A 17168-nucleotide genomic window follows, 5' to 3' on the forward strand; every position below is an offset into this window, starting at 1 on the left:
GCGCGACGTTGCGCAGGAAATAACGGGACTCTGTACGTAAATGCCACTTCAATGTCAGATTTTTGCGTAACGGGAGGCAAGAGTTACAGACCCGCTACGGCCGCGTCAACGGCTCGGCCGGCATTGGCTCTGGCACGAAACAGCACCACGCGAATGGAGCAGCGCTGGTGTACAACCGGCTTCATGAGCCAGCAGGCGCCCACGTCCGACCTGACCGGGTGGCGGCGGTCGCCGTTCACCGCGGCCGGATCCAGCTACGACTGCTACGAGAAGGGCAGCGGCCCCGGCGTGGTGGTGCTGCCGGAGCTCCCCGGCCTGACGCCCTCGGTGCTCGGCTTCTGCGACCACCTGGTGGACAACGGCTTCACCGTGCTGGTGGTCTCCGCCTTCGGCACACCCGGCGCGCCGGAGAACCCGCTCACCGGCTTGCCCGTGGTGGCCAAGGCGTGCGTGTCCGCGGAGTTCCGGGCTTTCGCCCTGAACGCCAGGCGCCCGTTCAGTGACTACCTGCGTGCGGTGGCCAGGGACCTGGCCGCCCGCACCCCCGGCCCGGGCGTCGGCGTGATCGGCATGTGCTTCACCGGCGGTTTCGCGCTGGCCGCCGCGGTGGAGGAGGTGGTGCTGGCCCCGGTGGCCAGCCAGCCCTCGCTGCCGCTGCCGCTGGGCGCGCGGCGGAAGGCGGATCCGGGGATGTCGGCGGAGGAGCTGTCCCGGATCGCGGCGCGCACGGTGGAGTCGGGGCTGTGCCTGATGGGGCTGCGGTTCAGCCGGGACGTGCTGTCGCCGGGTGAGCGGTTCCGGACGCTGACCGAGCGGTTGGGCGAGGCGTTCCGGGTGGTGGAGCTGGACTCGGGGGCGGGGAACGCGGAGGGGTACCAGTGGAACGCGCACTCGGTGCTGACCAGGGAGGTCCGGGAGGGGAACTCGGCGATGGCGGCACGGGATCAGGTGGTGGCGTTCCTGCACGAGCGGCTGGGCGGCCTCGCTAGCTGACTAGCGGGGGTGCGCCGGGTGGGAGGTCCGGCAGTCCCTTCGGCGCGCCCCGCTCCAGCAGCCGCTGCACGGCGTCGGTGTCCAGGTGGTCGGCGACCAGGTCGCCCAGCAGGTCCAGCTGGGCGGCGCGGGCGGCGGCGAAGTCGGTGTCCGGGGCCGGGGTGAAGCCGGTGCGGCCCGCGCGCGTGGCCGCCCAGCGCAGGAAGTCGCGGCGGAACTCGTCGTTCTCGAACAGGCCGTGCCAGTGCGTGCCCGCGATCGACTCGTGCAGCACACCCTCGCCGGTGCCATCCGGCAGGGTGATCAGCGGGGGCAGGGTGTCCGCGCGGCGGGACGGGTGGCCGTGGTGGATCTCGTAGCCGTGCACCGGATGTGACAGCGCGCGGCCGGTGGGGCGAGCCAGGGTCTTCACCGGGTGGAAGTCGATGTCCAGGTCCAGCAGGGCCAGGCCGTCCACGGTGCCCGCCCTGGACTCGACCTCGTCCCGCAGGGTCCTGGCCAGCATCTGGTAACCGCCGCAGATCCCGGTGACCGGCAGGCCCGCGCGGGCGTGCCGGTGGATGGCCTCGGCCAGGCCGGTGCGGCGCAGCCAGGCCAGGTCGGCGACGGTGGACTTCGAGCCGGGGATCAGCACCAGGTCGGCGTCGGCCAGCCGGGAGGGCTCGGTGACGAAGCGGACCGAGACGCCGGGCTCACCGGCCAGCGCCTCCACGTCGGTGGCGTTGGAGATCCGGGGCAGCCGGGGCACCACGACCCGCAGCCACTGCTCCCCCACCGGCGGCGCTGGCCTGCCCACCACCCCGTCGGCGGCGTAGGAGAGCGAGTCCTCGGCGTCCAGCCACAGCTCCTCGCGCCAGGGCAGCACGCCGTGCACCGGGCGGCCGGTCAGCGCGCGCAGCTGGCGCAGGCCCGGTTCCAGCAGCGTGGCATCGCCCCGGAACTTGTTGATGACAAAGCCGCTGACCAGGGCCTGGTCCGCCGGGTCGAGCAGGGCCAGGGTGCCGAACAGGTGGGCGAACACGCCGCCGCGGTCGATGTCGCCGACCACCAGCACCGGCAGGTTCGCCGCGCGGGCCAGGCCCATGTTGGCGATGTCGTTGGCGCGCAGGTTGATCTCGGTCGGCGAGCCGGCGCCCTCGCAGACCACCGCCTCGTACTCCGCGCGCAGGCCGTCCAGGGTGGCCAGCACGGTGGCGAACAGCTCCTCCTTGCGGGCGCGGTAGGACAGCGCGCTGACCTCGCCGACCACCTTGCCCAGCAGCACCACCTGCGAGCTGCGGTCGCTGCCCGGCTTGAGCAGCACCGGGTTGAACCGCACCGAGGGGTCCAGCCCGGCCGCGGCGGCCTGCACCGCCTGCGCCCGGCCGATCTCGCCGCCGTCGAGGGTGACCACCGAGTTGTTGGACATGTTCTGCGCCTTGAACGGCGCCACCCGCACCCCGCGCCGGGCCAGCCAGCGGCACAGCCCGGCGACCAGCACGCTCTTGCCCGCGTCGGAGGTGGTGCCCGCGATGAGCAGGCCGCCACCGGTCACGGCAGAGTCAGGATTTCTGCGCCGTCGGTGGTGACCAGCACGGTGTGCTCGAACTGGGCGGTGAACTTCTTGTCCTTGGTGGTCACCGTCCAGCCGTCGGCCCACATGTCGTAGTCGATGGTGCCCAGGGTGATCATCGGCTCGATGGTGAAGGTCATGCCGGGCTCCAGCACGGTGTCCATGCTCGGCTCGTCGTAGTGCAGCACGACCAGGCCGCTGTGGAAGGACCGGCCGATGCCGTGCCCGGTGAAGTCGCGCACCACGCCGTAGCCGAACCGCTTGGCGTAGGCCTCGATGACCCGGCCGATCACGTTGATCTGCCTGCCGGGCTTGACCGCCTTGATCGCCCTGGCGGTGGCCTCCCTGGTCCGCTCGACCAGCAGCTGCGCCTCCTCGGAGACGTGCCCGGCCAGGAAGGTGGCGTTGGTGTCGCCGTGCACGCCGCCGATGAACGCGGTGACGTCGACGTTGACGATGTCGCCGTCCTCGATCACCGTGCTGTCCGGGATGCCGTGGCAGATGACCTCGTTGAGCGAGGTGCAGCAGGACTTCGGGTAGTTCCGGTAGCCCAGCGTGGACGGGTAGGCCCCGTTGTCGCAGAGGAACTCGTGCACCACCGCATCCACCTCGTCGGTGGTCGCGCCCGGCACGCACACCTTGCCCGCCTCGGCCAGCGCCTGGGCGGCGAGCCTGCCGGCCACCCGCATGGCCTCGATGATCTCCGGCGGCTGCACCCACGGATCGGTGTTGCGCTTGGGCGCCGGCTTGTCCACGTACTCGGGACGCTCGATGTGTGCGGGCACGGGTCGCCGCGGCGACTGCTGGCCGGGCTTGAGTGGGGCGCGGACGGGCATGGGGTCCACCCTACGACGCCCGGCCGGAGCAGTGGATCGGACCGGCCGGAGAAGGGTTACCTAGAGCGCGCCCAGGAACCGTCCGGCTGCGTCCACCGCTGGTCCGGAGGTGCCGGAGTCCACGATCAGCACTGCGAAGGCCACGTCGCCGCGGAAGCCGATGAACCAGCCGTGCGAGTGGGTGCCGTCGCCGAACTGCGCGGTGCCGGTCTTGCCGTGCACCTCGCCGAGCCGGTTCAGCTTCTTGGCGGTGCCGCTGGTGACCACCTCGCGCATCATCGGCCGCAGCTGCTCGGCGATGCCAGGCGGCGGGGGCGCCACCGCGCCGACCACCTTGGTCTCGGCGCCGCGCAGCAGGTTCGGGGTGGGCATCGAGCCGCGGGCCGCGGTGGCCGCGACCAGGGCCATGCCGAACGGGGTGGTCACCACCTTGCCCTGGCCGAAGCCGTCCTCGGCGCGCTCCACCACCGGCTCGGCGGGCGGGACCTTGCCGGTCAGGGTGCGCACCCCGGCCAGCTCGAAGTCCACGCCGACGCCGAACTGCTTGGCCGCGTTGGTCAGCGAGTCGGCGGGCAGCTTGGTGGCCAGTTCGGCGAAGGTGGTGTTGCAGGAGGCGGCGAAGGCCTGGTGCAGCGGCACGTTGCCCAGGTCGAACTCGTCGTTGTTGGGGATCTTGCGGCCTTGGATGGTCCAGGTGCCGGGGCAGGGCAGCACGGTGTCCGGGGTGGCCGTGCCCGCTTGCAGCACGGCGGCCGCGGTGACCACCTTGAACGTGGAGCCCGGCGGGTAGTTGCCGGTCAGCGCGAGCGGGCCGCCCTTGTCCGCCTCGGCGTTCTGCGCCACCGCGAGCAGGTCGCCGGTGGAGGGCTGGAAGGCGACCAGCATGGCCGCGTTCTTGACCGGCTCCAGCGCGTCCTCGGCGGCGGCCTGCACGCCCCGGCTCATGGTCAGGGTGACCGCCTTGGCCGGCTGGGCCTGCTGCTCGTGCAGGGTCTCCACCTCGGTGCCGCCGGCGTTGAGGGTGACCACCCGCCAGCCCGCGGTGCCCGCGATCTGGTCCTCGACCGCCTTGCGCACGGTGGGCAGCACCTGGGCGGCGAACTCCTTGCCCGCGGGCGGCAGCAACCGGGTCTGGCTGCTGAAGCGCACTCCCGGCAGGTCGTAGATCTCGCCCTTGACCTGCTGGTAGTCCGCGTCGCGCAGGGTGACCACCGGGTAGGCCTGGCCCTCCGGCACCTTGCTCGCGCCGTCGGTGACGCTCTGCTGGGTGATCGACTTGTCGAAGCGGGACACCGCGCCGGCCAGCGCGCCCGCCACCTTGGGCAGGTCACCGGCGGCCTTGCGGTCCAGCAGCACCGCGACCACCTTCTCCGGGTTGAGCAGCGGGCTGCCGTCCCGGTCCAGGATGGGCGCGGGCTGCGGCTGCTGCTCGCGCAGCGCGATGGTCTGCTGCGGTTGCAGCTTCGGGTGGATCACGCTGGGCGAGAAGTGCACCCGCCAGGTCTTCTCGGCCCGGCGCAGCTCCAGCTTGCCCTGGTAGCTCCAGCTCCGGCCGCCGCCGAGGTCCCACTTGACGGTGTAACCGCTGCTCGCGGTGGTGGAGTCGGCCGAGGAGACCTCGGTCTGGTCCAGGGTGGCGCTGACCGCGGTCGGCTTCAGCGCGGCGCGGGTCTTGTCCAGCAGGTCCTTGGCCGGTTTCGCCTCGTCGGTGCTGTTGGCCGCGGTGGCGGTGTCCCCGTTGGCGAAGGCGGAGAGGAAGGTCCGCGCCGCGTCCTCGGGTTTGGGCTCGCTGCCGAACAGACCGCAACCCGCGACCGGGAGCAGGAGGACTAGCAGGGCGGTGGCGCTGACGACTCGGTGAGCGGGCACGGCCGTCAGTATGCCGCGCACCCGTGTCAACACGGGATGAAGGGCGGACTGGGTTCCAGTTGTCAGCGACCGGCCGCGCGGGACTGACCAGGGATGACCAGGCCGGTTTCGTAGGCGACCACCACCGCCTGGGCCCGGCTGGAGAGGTTGAGCTTGGCCATCGCGCGGTTGAGGTGGGTCTTGACGGTGGCCTCGCTGACCGCCAGCTCGTCGGCGATGCCGGCGTTGGTCAGGCCGCGGCCGACCAGGCGCAGCACCTCCACCTCGCGACTGGTCAGCGCGGACAGCTCCGGGATCGGCGCCCAGGTCTGGGTGCCGCGGTTGGCGTAGGACTCGACCAGCTTGCGGGTGATGTTGGGCGAGAACAGCAGGTCGCCGCCGGCGATGGTGTGGATGGCGGCCAGCAGCCGCTCCGGCGGGGTGTCCTTGAGCAGGAAGCCGGAGGCCCCGGCGCGCAGCGCGGCGTAGACGTACTCGTCCAGGTCGAAGGTGGTCAGCACCAGCACCTTCGGCCGCGGCTCCGGCGGACCGGCCAGGATCTGCTCGGTGGCGGCGACCCCGCTGACCTCGGGCATGCGCAGGTCCATCAGCACCACGTCCGGCCGGGTCCGGGCGGCCAGGTCGATCGCCTCCTGGCCGTTGGCGGCCTCGCCGACGACCTCCAGCCCCGGCGCGGCGGTGATCAAGGCGACGAAGCCGGCCCGCACCAGCACCTGGTCGTCCACGACGAGGACGCTGGTCATCGGCTCGCCCCCTCCCCGGCTAGTCCAGCGGCGGTGCGAGCGGCAGTCGCAGCTCCACCGCGAACCCGCCGTGCGCGTGCGCGCCAGCGGTGAGGCTACCGTCGTAGAGCCTGGCGCGTTCCCGCATTCCGGCAAGGCCGTGGCCGGAGACCGGGCCGGTTCCGGTCGCGTTGGGCTGCTGGCCGTCGTCCACCACCCGCACGGTCAGCTCGCGCGGCCCGTAGTGCAGGTACACCGTGGCCGAGGCGGGCAGGGCGTGCTTGAGCACGTTGGTCAGCGACTCCTGCACCACCCGGTAGGCGCACAGGTCGGGGCCGGGCGGCAGCGGGCGGCGCGGGCCGGTGACCACCAGCTCGGCCGGCACCCCGGCCGCGCGCACCCGGTTCAGCAGCTCCTCGATCCGGTCCAGGCCGGGCTGCGGGTCGAACTCCGGCTCCGGCTCGTCGTCCTCGGCGGGCAGCCGGAGCAGGGCCAGCACCCTGCGCATCTCGTCCAGTGCCTCGCGGCTGGTGTCGGCGATGGTGGCCAGCGCGTTGCTCGCGGTGGCCCGGTCGGTGTCGAAGACGTAGCGGGCCAGCCCGGCCTGCACCGAGATCACCGACATGTGGTGCGCGACCACGTCGTGCAGCTCGCGGGCGATGCGCACCCGCTCCTCGGTGACCGCGCGCTGGGCCAGGCGTTCCCGGTCGGCGTGCAGCTCCAGGGCCAGCTCGGCGAGCTGGTGGTTGCGCTGGGTGAGGCTGTGCCGGCTCGCGCCGAGCAGCCAGGCCACCGAGCCGTGCATGACCCACTGCACCAGGCTCACCCAGGACCCCCCGGTGAGCATCATCAGCGTCAGCAGCGCGGGGACCACGGCCAGGATCACCGGCACCGACACCCTGGTCTGGCAGTGCGCGGCCACCGTGTACAGCGCGATCCAGGCGCCGAAGGGGGTGATCACGTCGGGGTAGCCGCACAGCAGGTAGGCCGCGTAGGCCGCGCTGGCCACCAGGAACACCAGGATCGGCGCCAGCCTGCGGAAGGCGTTGGGCATCACCGACAGGATGACCAGCGCGACTACCAGCTCGGTCGGCTGACCGATGCCGAACGGCGGATCGCGGTGGACCAACAGCAGGGCAACGCAGGTGACCACCGCGGCCACGATCGTGTCGGCGACCTGCGGTTGCAGCGCCAGTGCCCAGCGCATCGCCGATCTGATCAGGCGCACGGACCAACGTTAGTGCCCTTCGGCACACCCCGTCCCGTACCTGCGCATGGCATCGGGCATACCGCAAAAGTTGCAGACCGTCTCCGGGCTACCACCCGAGTTGGTGCCAAAAGTCGGTTGGGAGTGCGACGACCACACTCCGCACAGGGCATAGCTTGAATGCCGGTGTTCCTGCCGCCTGGGGGTTGGTGGGACCACCAGCTCAGGTAGTCGTCCCGGCCGGGTCGAGTACGGATGGGCCCCGACTCGGAGCCCGGCCGGGACGATTGTCTTCTCGTTTCAACACAGTTGTGTCAGAACAGGACCGTGCTGAACTGCCCTACCTGCCGGAACCCGATCCGCTGGTAGGCCGCGCGGGCCGGGGTGTTGTAGGCGTTGACGTACAGGCTGGCGATCCGGCCGAGGCCGCGGACCAGCCGGTCGGCCACCGCCGCGGTGCCCGCGGTGCCCAGTCCCTGGCCCCGCCGGTCCGGGTGCACCCAGACGCCCTGGATCTGGCCGACCCGCGCGGACAGCGCGCCGATCTCGGCCTTGAACACCACTTCACCCTGCTCGAACCGGGCGAAGGCCCGGCCACCCGCGACCAGTTCGGCGACCCTGGCTCGGTAGCTCGCGCCGCCGTCGTCGGCCCTGGGGTCGATGCCGACCTCTTCGATGAACATGGCCACCGCGGCCGGCAGGTACTGGTCCAGCTCGTCCGGCCGGACCGGGCGGACCAGCGGGTCGGGCGCGACCACCGGTTCACCGGCCATCGCCATCAGCGGCTGGTCCTCGCGCACCTCACGCGCCGGGCCCCACTCCGGGGTGAGCTCCTCCCACAGCGGCATCACCTGCTCGGCCGGGCCGACCAGGGAGGAGCAGCCGCGGCGGCGGCGCAGCGCGCGGTCGGCGAAGGCCTTGACCGCGGGTAACCCGCCGGCGAGCGGGACCAGGTTCGCGCCGGAGAAGCAGAGGCCGTCCAGCCTGCTGCCGAACCCCCACATCTCCCCGCCCAGCCGCCAGGGATCGCATCCGGCGATCTCGACACGGGAGGCGACCATGCAGGCTGCCACGGGATCGGCGTCAAGGGCGGCTCGAACCGCCCGCAGATCCCGTTCCTCGAGCAGCCGAGCCCCGGCAAGCTTCAGCACCCCGCAAGTCTGCCAAACACACCCGGCCGAGGGCACTGGGTCACCCAATGGTCGTCATCCCCCGGTTCACGAAGAGTTCACCGGGGGATGACGGGACTGCGTTGGGGGCTGGGTCAGCCGGCGGCGGTCACCACGGGAGAGGCGCCCTCGACGGGCTCCATCTCCTCGGCGATACGCATGGCCTCCTCGATCAGGGTCTCCACGATCTGCGACTCCGGCACGGTCTTGATGACCTTGCCCTTGACGAAGATCTGCCCCTTGCCGTTACCGGAAGCGACACCCAGGTCGGCCTCGCGGGCCTCGCCGGGACCGTTGACGACACAGCCCATGACCGCCACCCGCAGCGGCACCTCCATGCCCTCCAGACCGGCGGTGACCTGCTCGGCCAGGGTGTAGACATCCACCTGGGCGCGGCCGCAGGAGGGACAGGAGACGATCTCCAGCTTGCGCGGGCGCAGGTTCAGCGACTGCAGGATCTGGGTGCCGACCTTGATCTCCTCCACCGGCGGCGCCGACAGCGAGACCCGGATCGTGTCACCGATGCCACGGGAGAGCAGCGCGCCGAAGGCCACCGCGGACTTGATGGTGCCCTGGAAGGTCGGACCGGCCTCGGTGACACCCAGGTGCAGCGGGTAGTCGCACTGCTCGGCCAGCAGCTCGTAGGCGCGCACCATGACCACGGGGTCGTTGTGCTTCACCGAGATCTTGATGTCGTGGTAGTCGTGCTCGGCGAACAGCGAGGCCTCCCAGAGGGCGGACTCCACCAGCGCCTCAGGGGTGGCCTTGCCGTACTTGGCCAGCAGACGCGGGTCCAGCGAACCGGCGTTGACCCCGATCCGGATCGGGATCCCGGCGTCCTTTGCCGCCTTGGCGATCTCGCCGACCTTGTCGTCGAACTTCTTGATGTTGCCCGGATTCACCCGGACCGCGGCGCACCCGGCGTCAATCGCGGCGAAAACGTACTTGGGCTGGAAATGGATATCCGCGATCACCGGAATGCCGGACTTCTTCGCGATCGCGGGCAGCGCCTCAGCGTCGTCCTGGCTGGGGCAGGCGACCCGGACGATGTCACAGCCCGCCGCGGTCAGCTCGGCGATCTGCTGCAGGGTCGAGTTGACATCGGAGGTCAGCGTGGTGGTCATGGACTGGATGGACACGGGGTGGTCACTGCCCACGCCCACCTTGCCCACCTGAAGCTGACGGGTCTTGCGGCGCTCGGTCAGCACAGGCGGAGGCATCGCCGGAATGCCGAGCATGACACCGTCAACGGTCATCTTTGTTCAACTCCCCATAGGGTCGGCCGGTATTGACTACTTTACGCGACAGGGAAGTTCTCCCTTGGGGTCAGGTAGACCACCCCACGGACGGAAGTGTAACGAGATGCACCGCGCGTGCATCTACGCAGAGTCACAAGTCTGCCGCCCAAACTGTGAGTTGGATCGATTCCGTCTTTCTCAAAAGGCCGTATCCGACATGGTCATCACTGCCGGTTGACTCGGTTCCGAGGGTACTTGGCCGGTGGCGGCCGGGGCGGGGGCAGGGGCGATGGTCACGTGTGAGATGCATCGGGAGCGGCGGGGCGGGGCTTGAGACGCTGGGGTTGGGGCGCGGGCCTGGGGCGCGGGGCCTGGAGCGGCGGAGCTGCGGGCGGCGACGGGCAGCGGCAGCGGGCAGCGGCAGCGGCAGCGGCAGCGGCGTCGACGAGTTCGACGGCGGGCGGCGGGTTGGCCGGGGGGCGAGGGCGGCGGCAAGTGGCGGCGGTGTGACGGGCGCGGTGGGCCGCGGTGAGCTCGGCGCGGGCGCGGACTTGGCTGGGTCTTGCGGGCGGGGCGGGCGGGGGCGAGGTGCGGCGAGTGGCCGAGGGTGCGGACGGAGGCGGCAAGCAGCAGCAGGGCGGTCGGTCGGAGGCGGCAGCCGGTCGGAGGCGGCAGCCGCCCGGTCGGACAGGCCGGGCGGTCGGACAGGCCGGGCGGTCGGACAGGCCGGGCGGCGGCAGCCATGTCGGACAGGCGGGCGGGCCATGGCAGCCGGTCGGGCGGGCGGGAAGCGGCGGCAGCCGCCGCCTGGCGGGCGGGAAGCCGGGTGGCAGCCGGGTGGCGGCGGGGCGCGGTGTCGGGTGGGTGCGGTTGGTGGGGTGGTGGGGTGGTGGCCTGGTGCCCGCGTGGAGCGGGTTTGGGGCGGCCCTCGCCCGGCCGCGGCGGGGGTTGCCGTGGCCGGGGCGTGGGTGGGCTTGGGTGGGGTTTTGCTGGTCAGCCCAGGCGGACGGGGTTGATGACGTCGGCTACCAGGACCAGGGCGCCGTAGGCGATGATCACCAGGGAGATGGCGTAGGCCAGGGGCATGAGCTTGGCTACGTCGAAGGGGCCTGGGTCGGGGCGGCGGCGGAGCTTGGCGAAGCGGCGGCGGATGGACTCGTACAGGGCGCCGGCGATGTGGCCGCCGTCCAGGGGCAGCATCGGCAGCATGTTGAACAGGAACAGGGACAGGTTCAGCGCGGCCAGGATGTTGATCATCGCGGCGATGCGCACCGAGCCGGGGATGTCCAGGGCCGCGATCTCGCCGCCGATGCGGGCCACGCCCACGATGCCGACCGGGGAGTTGCGCTCGCGCTCGCCGCCGAAGACGGCGCTGACCAGTGCGGGCACCCGCTCCGGCAGCTGCACGATGGCGGTGGCCGCCTTGCCGAGCAGGCCGCCGATCTCGTGCGCCACGCCGGTGACGCCCAGGGTCTGCACCTCGGAGGTGGGTGACAGGCCCAGGAAGCCGACGGTGCTGACCTTCTTCGGGTCGTCCAGGTCCGGCATCTCGGTGGCGATCAGCTTCGGGGTCAGCGTGACCTGCTGGCCGCCGCGGTCCACCACCACGGGGACCTCCTTGCCCGCCGCGGCCCTGATCTCCGCGCGCACCGCGTCCCAGCTCTCCGCGGGCTTGCCGTTGAAGCTGACCAGCTTGTCGCCTGCCTTGAACCCGGCCGCGGCGGCGGGCGCGGCCGGGGCGTCCACCGGGCACTCCTTGGCGGCCTGCTGGCTGGCGGGCAGCGCGCACTTGCTCACGCTGGCCACCGTGGTGGTCGGCATCTCCCGGCCGAAGCCCATCAGCGAGATGGAGAACAGCACCACCGCCAGGATCAGGTTCATGAACGGCCCGGCGAACATGACGATGATCCGCTTCCACGGTCGCCGCTGGTAGAACTGGCGGTCCGCGTCCTCCGGCCGGACCTCCTCGGCCGAGGCGCTGCGCGCGTCGTCGACCATCGAGGAGAACATGCCGGTGCTGCGGTTGCGGCCCAGGTTGCCGCCGCCCACCGGCGGCAACATCCCGATCATGCGGATGTAGCCGCCGAAGGGCAGCGCCTTGATGCCGTACTCGGTCTCGCCGATCCGCTTCGACCAGAGCGTGCGGCCGAAGCCCACCATGTACTGGGTGACCTTGACGCCGAACAGCTTGGCCGTGCTGAGGTGGCCCAGCTCGTGCCAGGCGATGGAGAACAGGATCCCGAACACCAGGATCAGGACGCCCAGCACGAACATCATCTAGGTGGCTCCTCGTTCTGCTTACTCGGCTGCGCGCGGCAGGCCGAGGAGCTCCTTGGCCCGGGTCCGGGCCCACTCCTCGGCTGCCAGCACTTCCTCCACGGTAGACGGTTCGGCGGACCACTGGTTGCCTTCATCCACAACCCGGGCGACCGTGTCCACGATGTCCAGAAAACCGAGGGCGCCGTCGCGGAAGGCGGCGACCGCCTCCTCGTTGGCCGCGTTGTACAGCGCGGGCATGCAGCCACCGGCCGTGCCCACCGCCCTGGCCAGCGCGACCGCGGGGAAGGCGGCGTCGTCCACCGGCTCGAAGGTCCAGGACTGGGCCTGGCTGAAGTCGCAGGCGGCCGCCGCGTCCAGGAGCCGGTCCGGCCAGCCGAGGGAGAGCGCGATGGGCAGCCGCATGTCCGGCGGGCTGGCCTGGGCCAGGGTGGAGCCGTCGATGAAGGTGACCATGGAGTGCACGATGGACTGCGGGTGCACCACCACGTCGATCTGCTCGTAGGGCACGCCGTAGAGCAGCTGGGCCTCGATCAGCTCCAGGCCCTTGTTGACCATGGTGGCCGAGTTGATGGTGATCACCGGGCCCATCGACCAGTTCGGGTGCGCCATCGCCTGTTCCAGCGTGACCTGGGCCATCTGCTCCCTGGTGCGACCGCGGAAGGGCCCGCCGGAGGCGGTGAGCACCAGCTTGGCGACCTCCTCGGCGCGCCCGCCGCGCAAGCACTGGGCCAGCGCGGAGTGCTCGGAGTCCACCGGCACGATCTGGCCGGGCTTGGCCGCCTTGGTGACCAGCGGGCCGCCCGCGACCAGCGACTCCTTGTTGGCCAGCGCGAGCACCGCGCCGCTTTCCAGCGCGGCCAGCGTCGGGGCCAGGCCCTGCGAGCCGGGCATCGCGTTGAGCACCACGTCGGCCGGGTTGCCCTTGATCAGCTCGACCATGGACTGCGGACCGGCCAGGATCCGGGGCAGCCGCAGCTCGCCCCGCTCGAAGCCGCGCTTCTGCGCCTCGGCGTAGAGCGCCAGCTGCAGGTCCTCCACCGCGGTCGCGCGGGCCAGCGCCACCACCGGCACCTCGAACTCCAGCGCCTGGGCGGCCACCGTGGCGGCGTCGCTGCCGCCCGCGCCGAGCCCGGCGACCCGGAAACGGTCCGGATGGGCGCGCAGGACGTCCAGCGTCTGGGTGCCGATCGACCCGGTCGAGCCGAGCAGAATGACGGAACGCTGTGACTCGGAAGTGGGCATTCGGTACTCCATCACGGTCATTCTCCCTGTTCCGGAAGTGCGCCCCGCCGCGCGCGGCAGGAGCATGCAGCCATCCTCGGCTATCGGTGCTCGGAAGTGTGATCGACAACAGGGTGTGAAGACCGAAGCGCCGGGTAACTCTGTCAGTGCGCAACGCGAGTCGCGCCGGGCTTCGGCGCGATCGGCTGGAAGGAGAGTCTCGTGGGTATCCTCGGGTGGATCGTGGTCGGTCTCATCGCTGGTGCGCTGGCCAAAGCCATCATGCCCGGCAACGACCCCGGCGGAATCCTGGTGACGATGCTGATCGGCATCGTCGGTGGAGTCATCGGCGGCTTTGTCGGGCGGCTGATCTTCAACACGGACACCGGTTCGTTCTTCGACCTTCGAACCTGGCTGCTGGCGATCCTGGGCTCGGTGATCGTGCTCGCGATCTACCGGCTCGTTATCGGGAGACGAACGGCGGCCTGACCGCAGCACCACCACACGCGAAAGCCCGGGACACCGTCGTGGCCCCGGGCTTTCGCGCGTTCAGGGGAAGTCAGGACTTGATGACGCCCCGGTCCGCGGCGGCCTTGGCCAGCCACTGCCCGGCCCGGTCGGCCAGCCGGGGGAAGTGCCGGTAGAGGCCGCTGACCAGCCGGGCGCTGGCCGGTGCGACCACCAGCGCCTTGTTCCGGTCGATGCCGTGCAGCACCGCCCTGGCCAGCTGTTCCGGCTGGAAGGCCGGTCCCTTGCCCTCCATCGCGGTGATCCGCTGCGCGCTGGGCACCGGCGGCAGGCCGGGGTTGGGGACGAAGCCGGTGTTGGTCATGCCGGGGCAGACCACGGTGACCTTCACCCCTCGGGTGGCGGCCTCGGCGCGCAGCGTCTTGCTCAGCCCGACCACCGCGTGCTTGGTGGCCGCGTACGGCGCGATCAGCGGGAACGGGGCCAGGCCTGCCACCGAGGCGATGTTCACGATGTGGCCGCAGCCCTGCTGGATCATGATCGGGTAGGCCGCGTGCACGCCGTGGATGACCCCGCGGAGGTTGACCTCCAGCGCCAGGTTCCAGTGCTCAAGACCGAGGTCCTCCACCGCACCGGCCACGATCACGCCGGCGTTGTTGACCATCAGGTCGAGCTTGCCGTGCTCGGCGTGCGCGGCGCGGACCACCGTGCCGACCGCCTCGGCGTCGGTGACGTCCAGCTGTGCCGCGCTCGCCTGTCCCGGCCCGTGTCCGGCCAGCTTGTCAGCGACCTCTTTGGCCTTGTCCCCGTTGAGGTCCGTCACCACGACCGTGTCGCCGCGCAGGACCAGTGCCGTCGCGATCGCCCGTCCGATGCCGGACGCCGCGCCGGTCACCACCGCCACCCTTGTCATGACCGAGAGCAATATCACGATCACCGACTGGAGGCATGGGCCGAAGGTCAGGAACCGTCCTCAGGGGCGAACACAGCGGCGCCGGGAGGCACAAGGCCACCCGGCGCCGCTGGCACCAGCTCAGGTCACTTGGTGCTGTACACGCGGATCTTCATCGAGGTGCCGTCCTGCTGGAGCACCCGGATGCCGACGCCGGCGTTGGCCACCTTGACACCGGCGGTCGGCTGGCTGGCCGACCAGTAGGGCTTGGTGTCGTCGAACAGCGGCTTGGCCGGCTGACCGCGCACGTAGCTCGGCTTGCCGTTGACGTGCAGCGTGAAGGAGTCCGACTTCTGCAGCGAGAACGGCGCGTCGTAGCCCGCGATGCGCGGACGCCAGGCCTGACCCTCGAGGTTGTAGATCGGGTCGGGGTTGGCGTCGATCGGCAGGATCAGGCCTTCACCGGGGTGCGCGCTGGTGTTGTTGTCCACCTGCGAGGTGTCCCAGTAGGAGACCAGCAGCCCGTCCTGGTACGGGAACCGCTCCGACCAGCGCGGGCGCGCGGGCCAGCCGTAGTTGTACGGGCCGGTCTTCATGTACTTGTCATAGGAGGCGTAGGTCCGGTTGGTGGCCACGTAGAAGTGGTCGTAGGACTTGGTCTCCGTGCCGGTGGTGGTGCGGAAGCCCTTGAGCGTCCACCCGTTGTTGCCGCTCTCCGCGCCGTCGGTGAACATCGTCTGGCCGTCGGCGACGATCTTGAGGTCGTCGGCGAAGAAGCCGATCGGGGCCACGCCGCCGTCGGTCAGGTAGCGGAAGCGGAACAGCGCCTTCTTGCCGGCCAGCGGGGTCAGCGGGATCTGGGTGTCGACCCACTTGCCGTCGCTGGTGCCGGTGATCGACGGCTTGTCAGCGGCGTCCTTCGGGAAGGGCTTGCCGTCGAGGGTGCCGTCCAGCGTGGTCCAGTTCGCCCCGTTGTCGGTGGAGTACTGGGCGTAGATGTAGTCGAAGTCGATCTCGATGTCGTACCGCGACTTCAGGCTCAGCGCGGCCGCGGTCTTGCCGGTGAGGTCGATCTCCCTGGTGAAGGTGTTGTCCAGCTCGTCGCCCTGGCCGCTCCACCACTGGTTGGCGCCGGCGAAGGGCGCGCCCAGCTGGGTGGTCTTCTGCTTGTCCGGCAGCACCACCACGACGCCCTGCGCCTTGTCGGTGTTGTACTCGTGCGGGCCGAGCTCGAGCTGCTTGTCCTGGCCCGCCACCACGGTCTCGTAGTCCAGCCAGCCCAGCTGCAGCTTGTCCCAGGCGGACAGGTCAGCCGCGCGGGTGCCGATGCCCTCGTTGACCGGGGAGACCCGGCTCTGGCCCATCAGCGACCACCAGTTGACGCCGTTCTCCTGCGCCCCGCCCGGTCCGGCGGTGTCGTAGTGGTCCGGCAGGCCGAGGTCGTGGCCGTACTCGTGCGCGAACACGCCGAGCCCGCCGTTCTCCGGCTGGATGGTGTAGTCGCCGACCCAGATGCCGGTGTCGCCGACCTCGGCGCCGCCGCGCTTGTTGAAGCCGGGGCCGGTCTGGCCGGAGCTGGTGTTGTAGGCGTACCAGCGGTGGGACCAGATCGCGTCCTCGCCCTGGGTCGGGTCGCCGTCGGCCTGGTCGCCGCCGGAGTGCACGATCTGGAAGTGGTCCAGGTAGCCGTCGGACTCGTTGAAATCGCCGTCGGCGTCGTAGTCGTAGCGGTCCCAGGTGTCGTACTCGGCGAGCTTGGCCTTGATCTGCTCGGTGCTCTCACCGGCGGCCTTGCGGTCGGCGACCCACTGGTTGACGCCGTCCTTGACCAGCTCCCAGGTGTTGTTGCAGGTGCTGCTGGGGCACGGGTAGCCGTTGGAGCGGCCGTAGCGCGCCTCGTTGTACTTGACCTTGACCCAGTCGGTGACCAGGCCGTCGACGGAGTACCGGCCGGAGGACTGGCGCTCGTAGAAGGTCTTCAGCGACTCGACGTTCTCGCCGGTGCCGAAGTACATCTTCTCGAAGTGGGCCTTGGAGTAGTCCGGCTGCCAGATGGTCGAGTTGTCCACCCCGCGGTTGGGGGCCGGGATCTCGTTGTGCAGCGGGCCGTCGAAGCGGGTCGGGCCGGGGGTCGCCGCGTGGGTGTCCTGGTCCGGGTACTGCGGGTGCCGCTCGTTGCCGAACTCGGTCAGGATGACGAAGATCTTGTCGGTCTTCTCCCTGGCCAGCTCGACGTACTGGTCGACGCGGGGCACCTCGGCGGCCTTCGCACCGCGCTCGCGGGCCGCGCCCTCCTGCTGCTCGGGGGCGGCGCCGATCTTGGCGACGGTGGACGAGCCACGCTTCTCGGTCTTGGTCTCGCCGCTGATCACCTGGGAGATCGCCTCGGTGCGCAGTGCGCGGCGCTTCTCCTCCAGCGGGTTGGGCAGCTCGTGGTCTGCCTCCACCTCGGTCACGGCCTTGGTCTTCGTGTCCGCGGCCGGGGCCGCGGTGGCGACCCAGGGCGCGGTGGCGCCGAGCATGGCCACCACGGCCAGCCCAACGGTCATTCTTCTGTGCACGTGCCCTCCCGTGACAGGCGTCGGAGCTGATCAGGTGTGCAGTGACGCTCCGACAGCATGTTGAACGGAAGGAACCATACGAGCGATCCCGGTCAGGTGAAATGGCCATCACGCATCGTGATGTAGCGGTTGCCTGACTGGCGGCGGCGGTCAATCCGAT

General features: G+C 70.8%; 13 protein-coding genes. 2 read left to right on the forward strand and 11 right to left on the reverse strand.

Features of this window, described 5'->3' with window-relative positions:
• The first annotated feature begins 183 nt into the window (after positions 1–183).
• Complete coding sequence (locus tag ACWDY5_RS24595) at positions 184–993, forward strand: dienelactone hydrolase family protein (protein WP_449724517.1); 810 nt, start codon at positions 184–186, stop codon at positions 991–993.
• Here the strand turns inward: ACWDY5_RS24595 and ACWDY5_RS24600 are convergent.
• The 9 genes from ACWDY5_RS24600 to dxr all read right to left on the reverse strand — a co-directional run bounded on the left by ACWDY5_RS24600 (position 986) and on the right by dxr (position 13108).
• The gene (locus tag ACWDY5_RS24600) at positions 986–2527 is read right to left on the reverse strand and encodes a cobyric acid synthase (protein WP_449724518.1); all 1542 of its coding nucleotides are present in this window, start codon (positions 2525–2527) and stop codon (positions 986–988) included. The two genes, ACWDY5_RS24595 and ACWDY5_RS24600, sit on opposite strands and share 8 nt — an antisense overlap.
• Complete coding sequence (gene map / locus ACWDY5_RS24605) at positions 2524–3381, reverse strand: type I methionyl aminopeptidase (RefSeq protein ID WP_449724519.1); 858 nt, start codon at positions 3379–3381, stop codon at positions 2524–2526. The genes ACWDY5_RS24600 and map overlap by 4 nt, the downstream gene beginning before the upstream one ends.
• A gap of 60 nt (positions 3382–3441) precedes the next feature.
• On the reverse strand, positions 3442–5250 hold the full coding sequence (locus tag ACWDY5_RS24610) for a penicillin-binding transpeptidase domain-containing protein (protein WP_449724520.1): 1809 nt from the start codon (positions 5248–5250) through the stop codon (positions 3442–3444).
• A gap of 62 nt (positions 5251–5312) precedes the next feature.
• Positions 5313–5993: a response regulator gene (locus ACWDY5_RS24615; protein WP_449724521.1), complete on the reverse strand. Its 681-nt coding sequence runs from the start codon at positions 5991–5993 to the stop codon at positions 5313–5315.
• A 19-nt stretch (positions 5994–6012) separates the two neighbouring features.
• The gene (locus tag ACWDY5_RS24620) at positions 6013–7200 is read right to left on the reverse strand and encodes a sensor histidine kinase (protein WP_449724522.1); all 1188 of its coding nucleotides are present in this window, start codon (positions 7198–7200) and stop codon (positions 6013–6015) included.
• 293 nt (positions 7201–7493) lie between these two features.
• Positions 7494–8330 carry a GNAT family N-acetyltransferase gene (locus ACWDY5_RS24625; protein WP_449724523.1) on the reverse strand — a complete coding sequence of 279 codons (837 nt, stop codon included), beginning with the start codon at positions 8328–8330 and terminating at the stop codon, positions 7494–7496.
• Between the two features lie 113 nt (positions 8331–8443).
• Complete coding sequence (gene ispG / locus ACWDY5_RS24630; protein ID WP_449724524.1) at positions 8444–9604, reverse strand: flavodoxin-dependent (E)-4-hydroxy-3-methylbut-2-enyl-diphosphate synthase; 1161 nt, start codon at positions 9602–9604, stop codon at positions 8444–8446.
• 975 nt (positions 9605–10579) lie between these two features.
• Positions 10580–11863, reverse strand: coding sequence for a M50 family metallopeptidase (locus ACWDY5_RS24635; protein ID WP_449724525.1), 1284 nt, complete (start codon positions 11861–11863; stop codon positions 10580–10582).
• A 21-nt stretch (positions 11864–11884) separates the two neighbouring features.
• A complete protein-coding gene (gene dxr / locus ACWDY5_RS24640; RefSeq protein ID WP_449724526.1) occupies positions 11885–13108 on the reverse strand; it encodes a 1-deoxy-D-xylulose-5-phosphate reductoisomerase in 1224 nt (407 codons plus the stop codon).
• Between the two features lie 201 nt (positions 13109–13309).
• Here dxr and ACWDY5_RS24645 point away from each other — a divergent pair, with 201 nt between their 5' ends.
• Positions 13310–13576, forward strand: coding sequence for a GlsB/YeaQ/YmgE family stress response membrane protein (locus ACWDY5_RS24645; RefSeq protein ID WP_449724527.1), 267 nt, complete (start codon positions 13310–13312; stop codon positions 13574–13576).
• A gap of 70 nt (positions 13577–13646) precedes the next feature.
• Here ACWDY5_RS24645 and ACWDY5_RS24650 read toward each other — a convergent pair whose 3' ends face one another.
• Together ACWDY5_RS24650 and ACWDY5_RS24655 are read right to left on the reverse strand one after the other, a co-directional pair.
• Positions 13647–14450: an SDR family NAD(P)-dependent oxidoreductase gene (locus ACWDY5_RS24650; protein ID WP_449724528.1), complete on the reverse strand. Its 804-nt coding sequence runs from the start codon at positions 14448–14450 to the stop codon at positions 13647–13649.
• A 143-nt stretch (positions 14451–14593) separates the two neighbouring features.
• Positions 14594–17008: an immune inhibitor A domain-containing protein gene (locus ACWDY5_RS24655; protein WP_449724529.1), complete on the reverse strand. Its 2415-nt coding sequence runs from the start codon at positions 17006–17008 to the stop codon at positions 14594–14596.
• Between the last annotated feature and the right edge of the window lie 160 nt (positions 17009–17168).

The sequence above is a fragment of the Crossiella sp. NPDC003009 genome, assembly GCF_053591555.1.

Bases quoted from the DNA above. Each gene is read 5' to 3' on its own strand.
- dxr (WP_449724526.1), bottom strand. From the start codon at position 13,108: ATGCCCACTTCCGAGTCACAGCGTTCCGTCATTCTGCTCGGCTCGACC.
- ispG (WP_449724524.1), bottom strand. From the start codon at position 9,604: ATGACCGTTGACGGTGTCATGCTCGGCATTCCGGCGATGCCTCCGCCT.
- ACWDY5_RS24595 (WP_449724517.1), top strand. From the start codon at position 184: ATGAGCCAGCAGGCGCCCACGTCCGACCTGACCGGGTGGCGGCGGTCG.
- ACWDY5_RS24635 (WP_449724525.1), bottom strand. From the start codon at position 11,863: ATGATGTTCGTGCTGGGCGTCCTGATCCTGGTGTTCGGGATCCTGTTC.
- map (WP_449724519.1), bottom strand. From the start codon at position 3,381: ATGCCCGTCCGCGCCCCACTCAAGCCCGGCCAGCAGTCGCCGCGGCGA.
- ACWDY5_RS24615 (WP_449724521.1), bottom strand. From the start codon at position 5,993: ATGACCAGCGTCCTCGTCGTGGACGACCAGGTGCTGGTGCGGGCCGGC.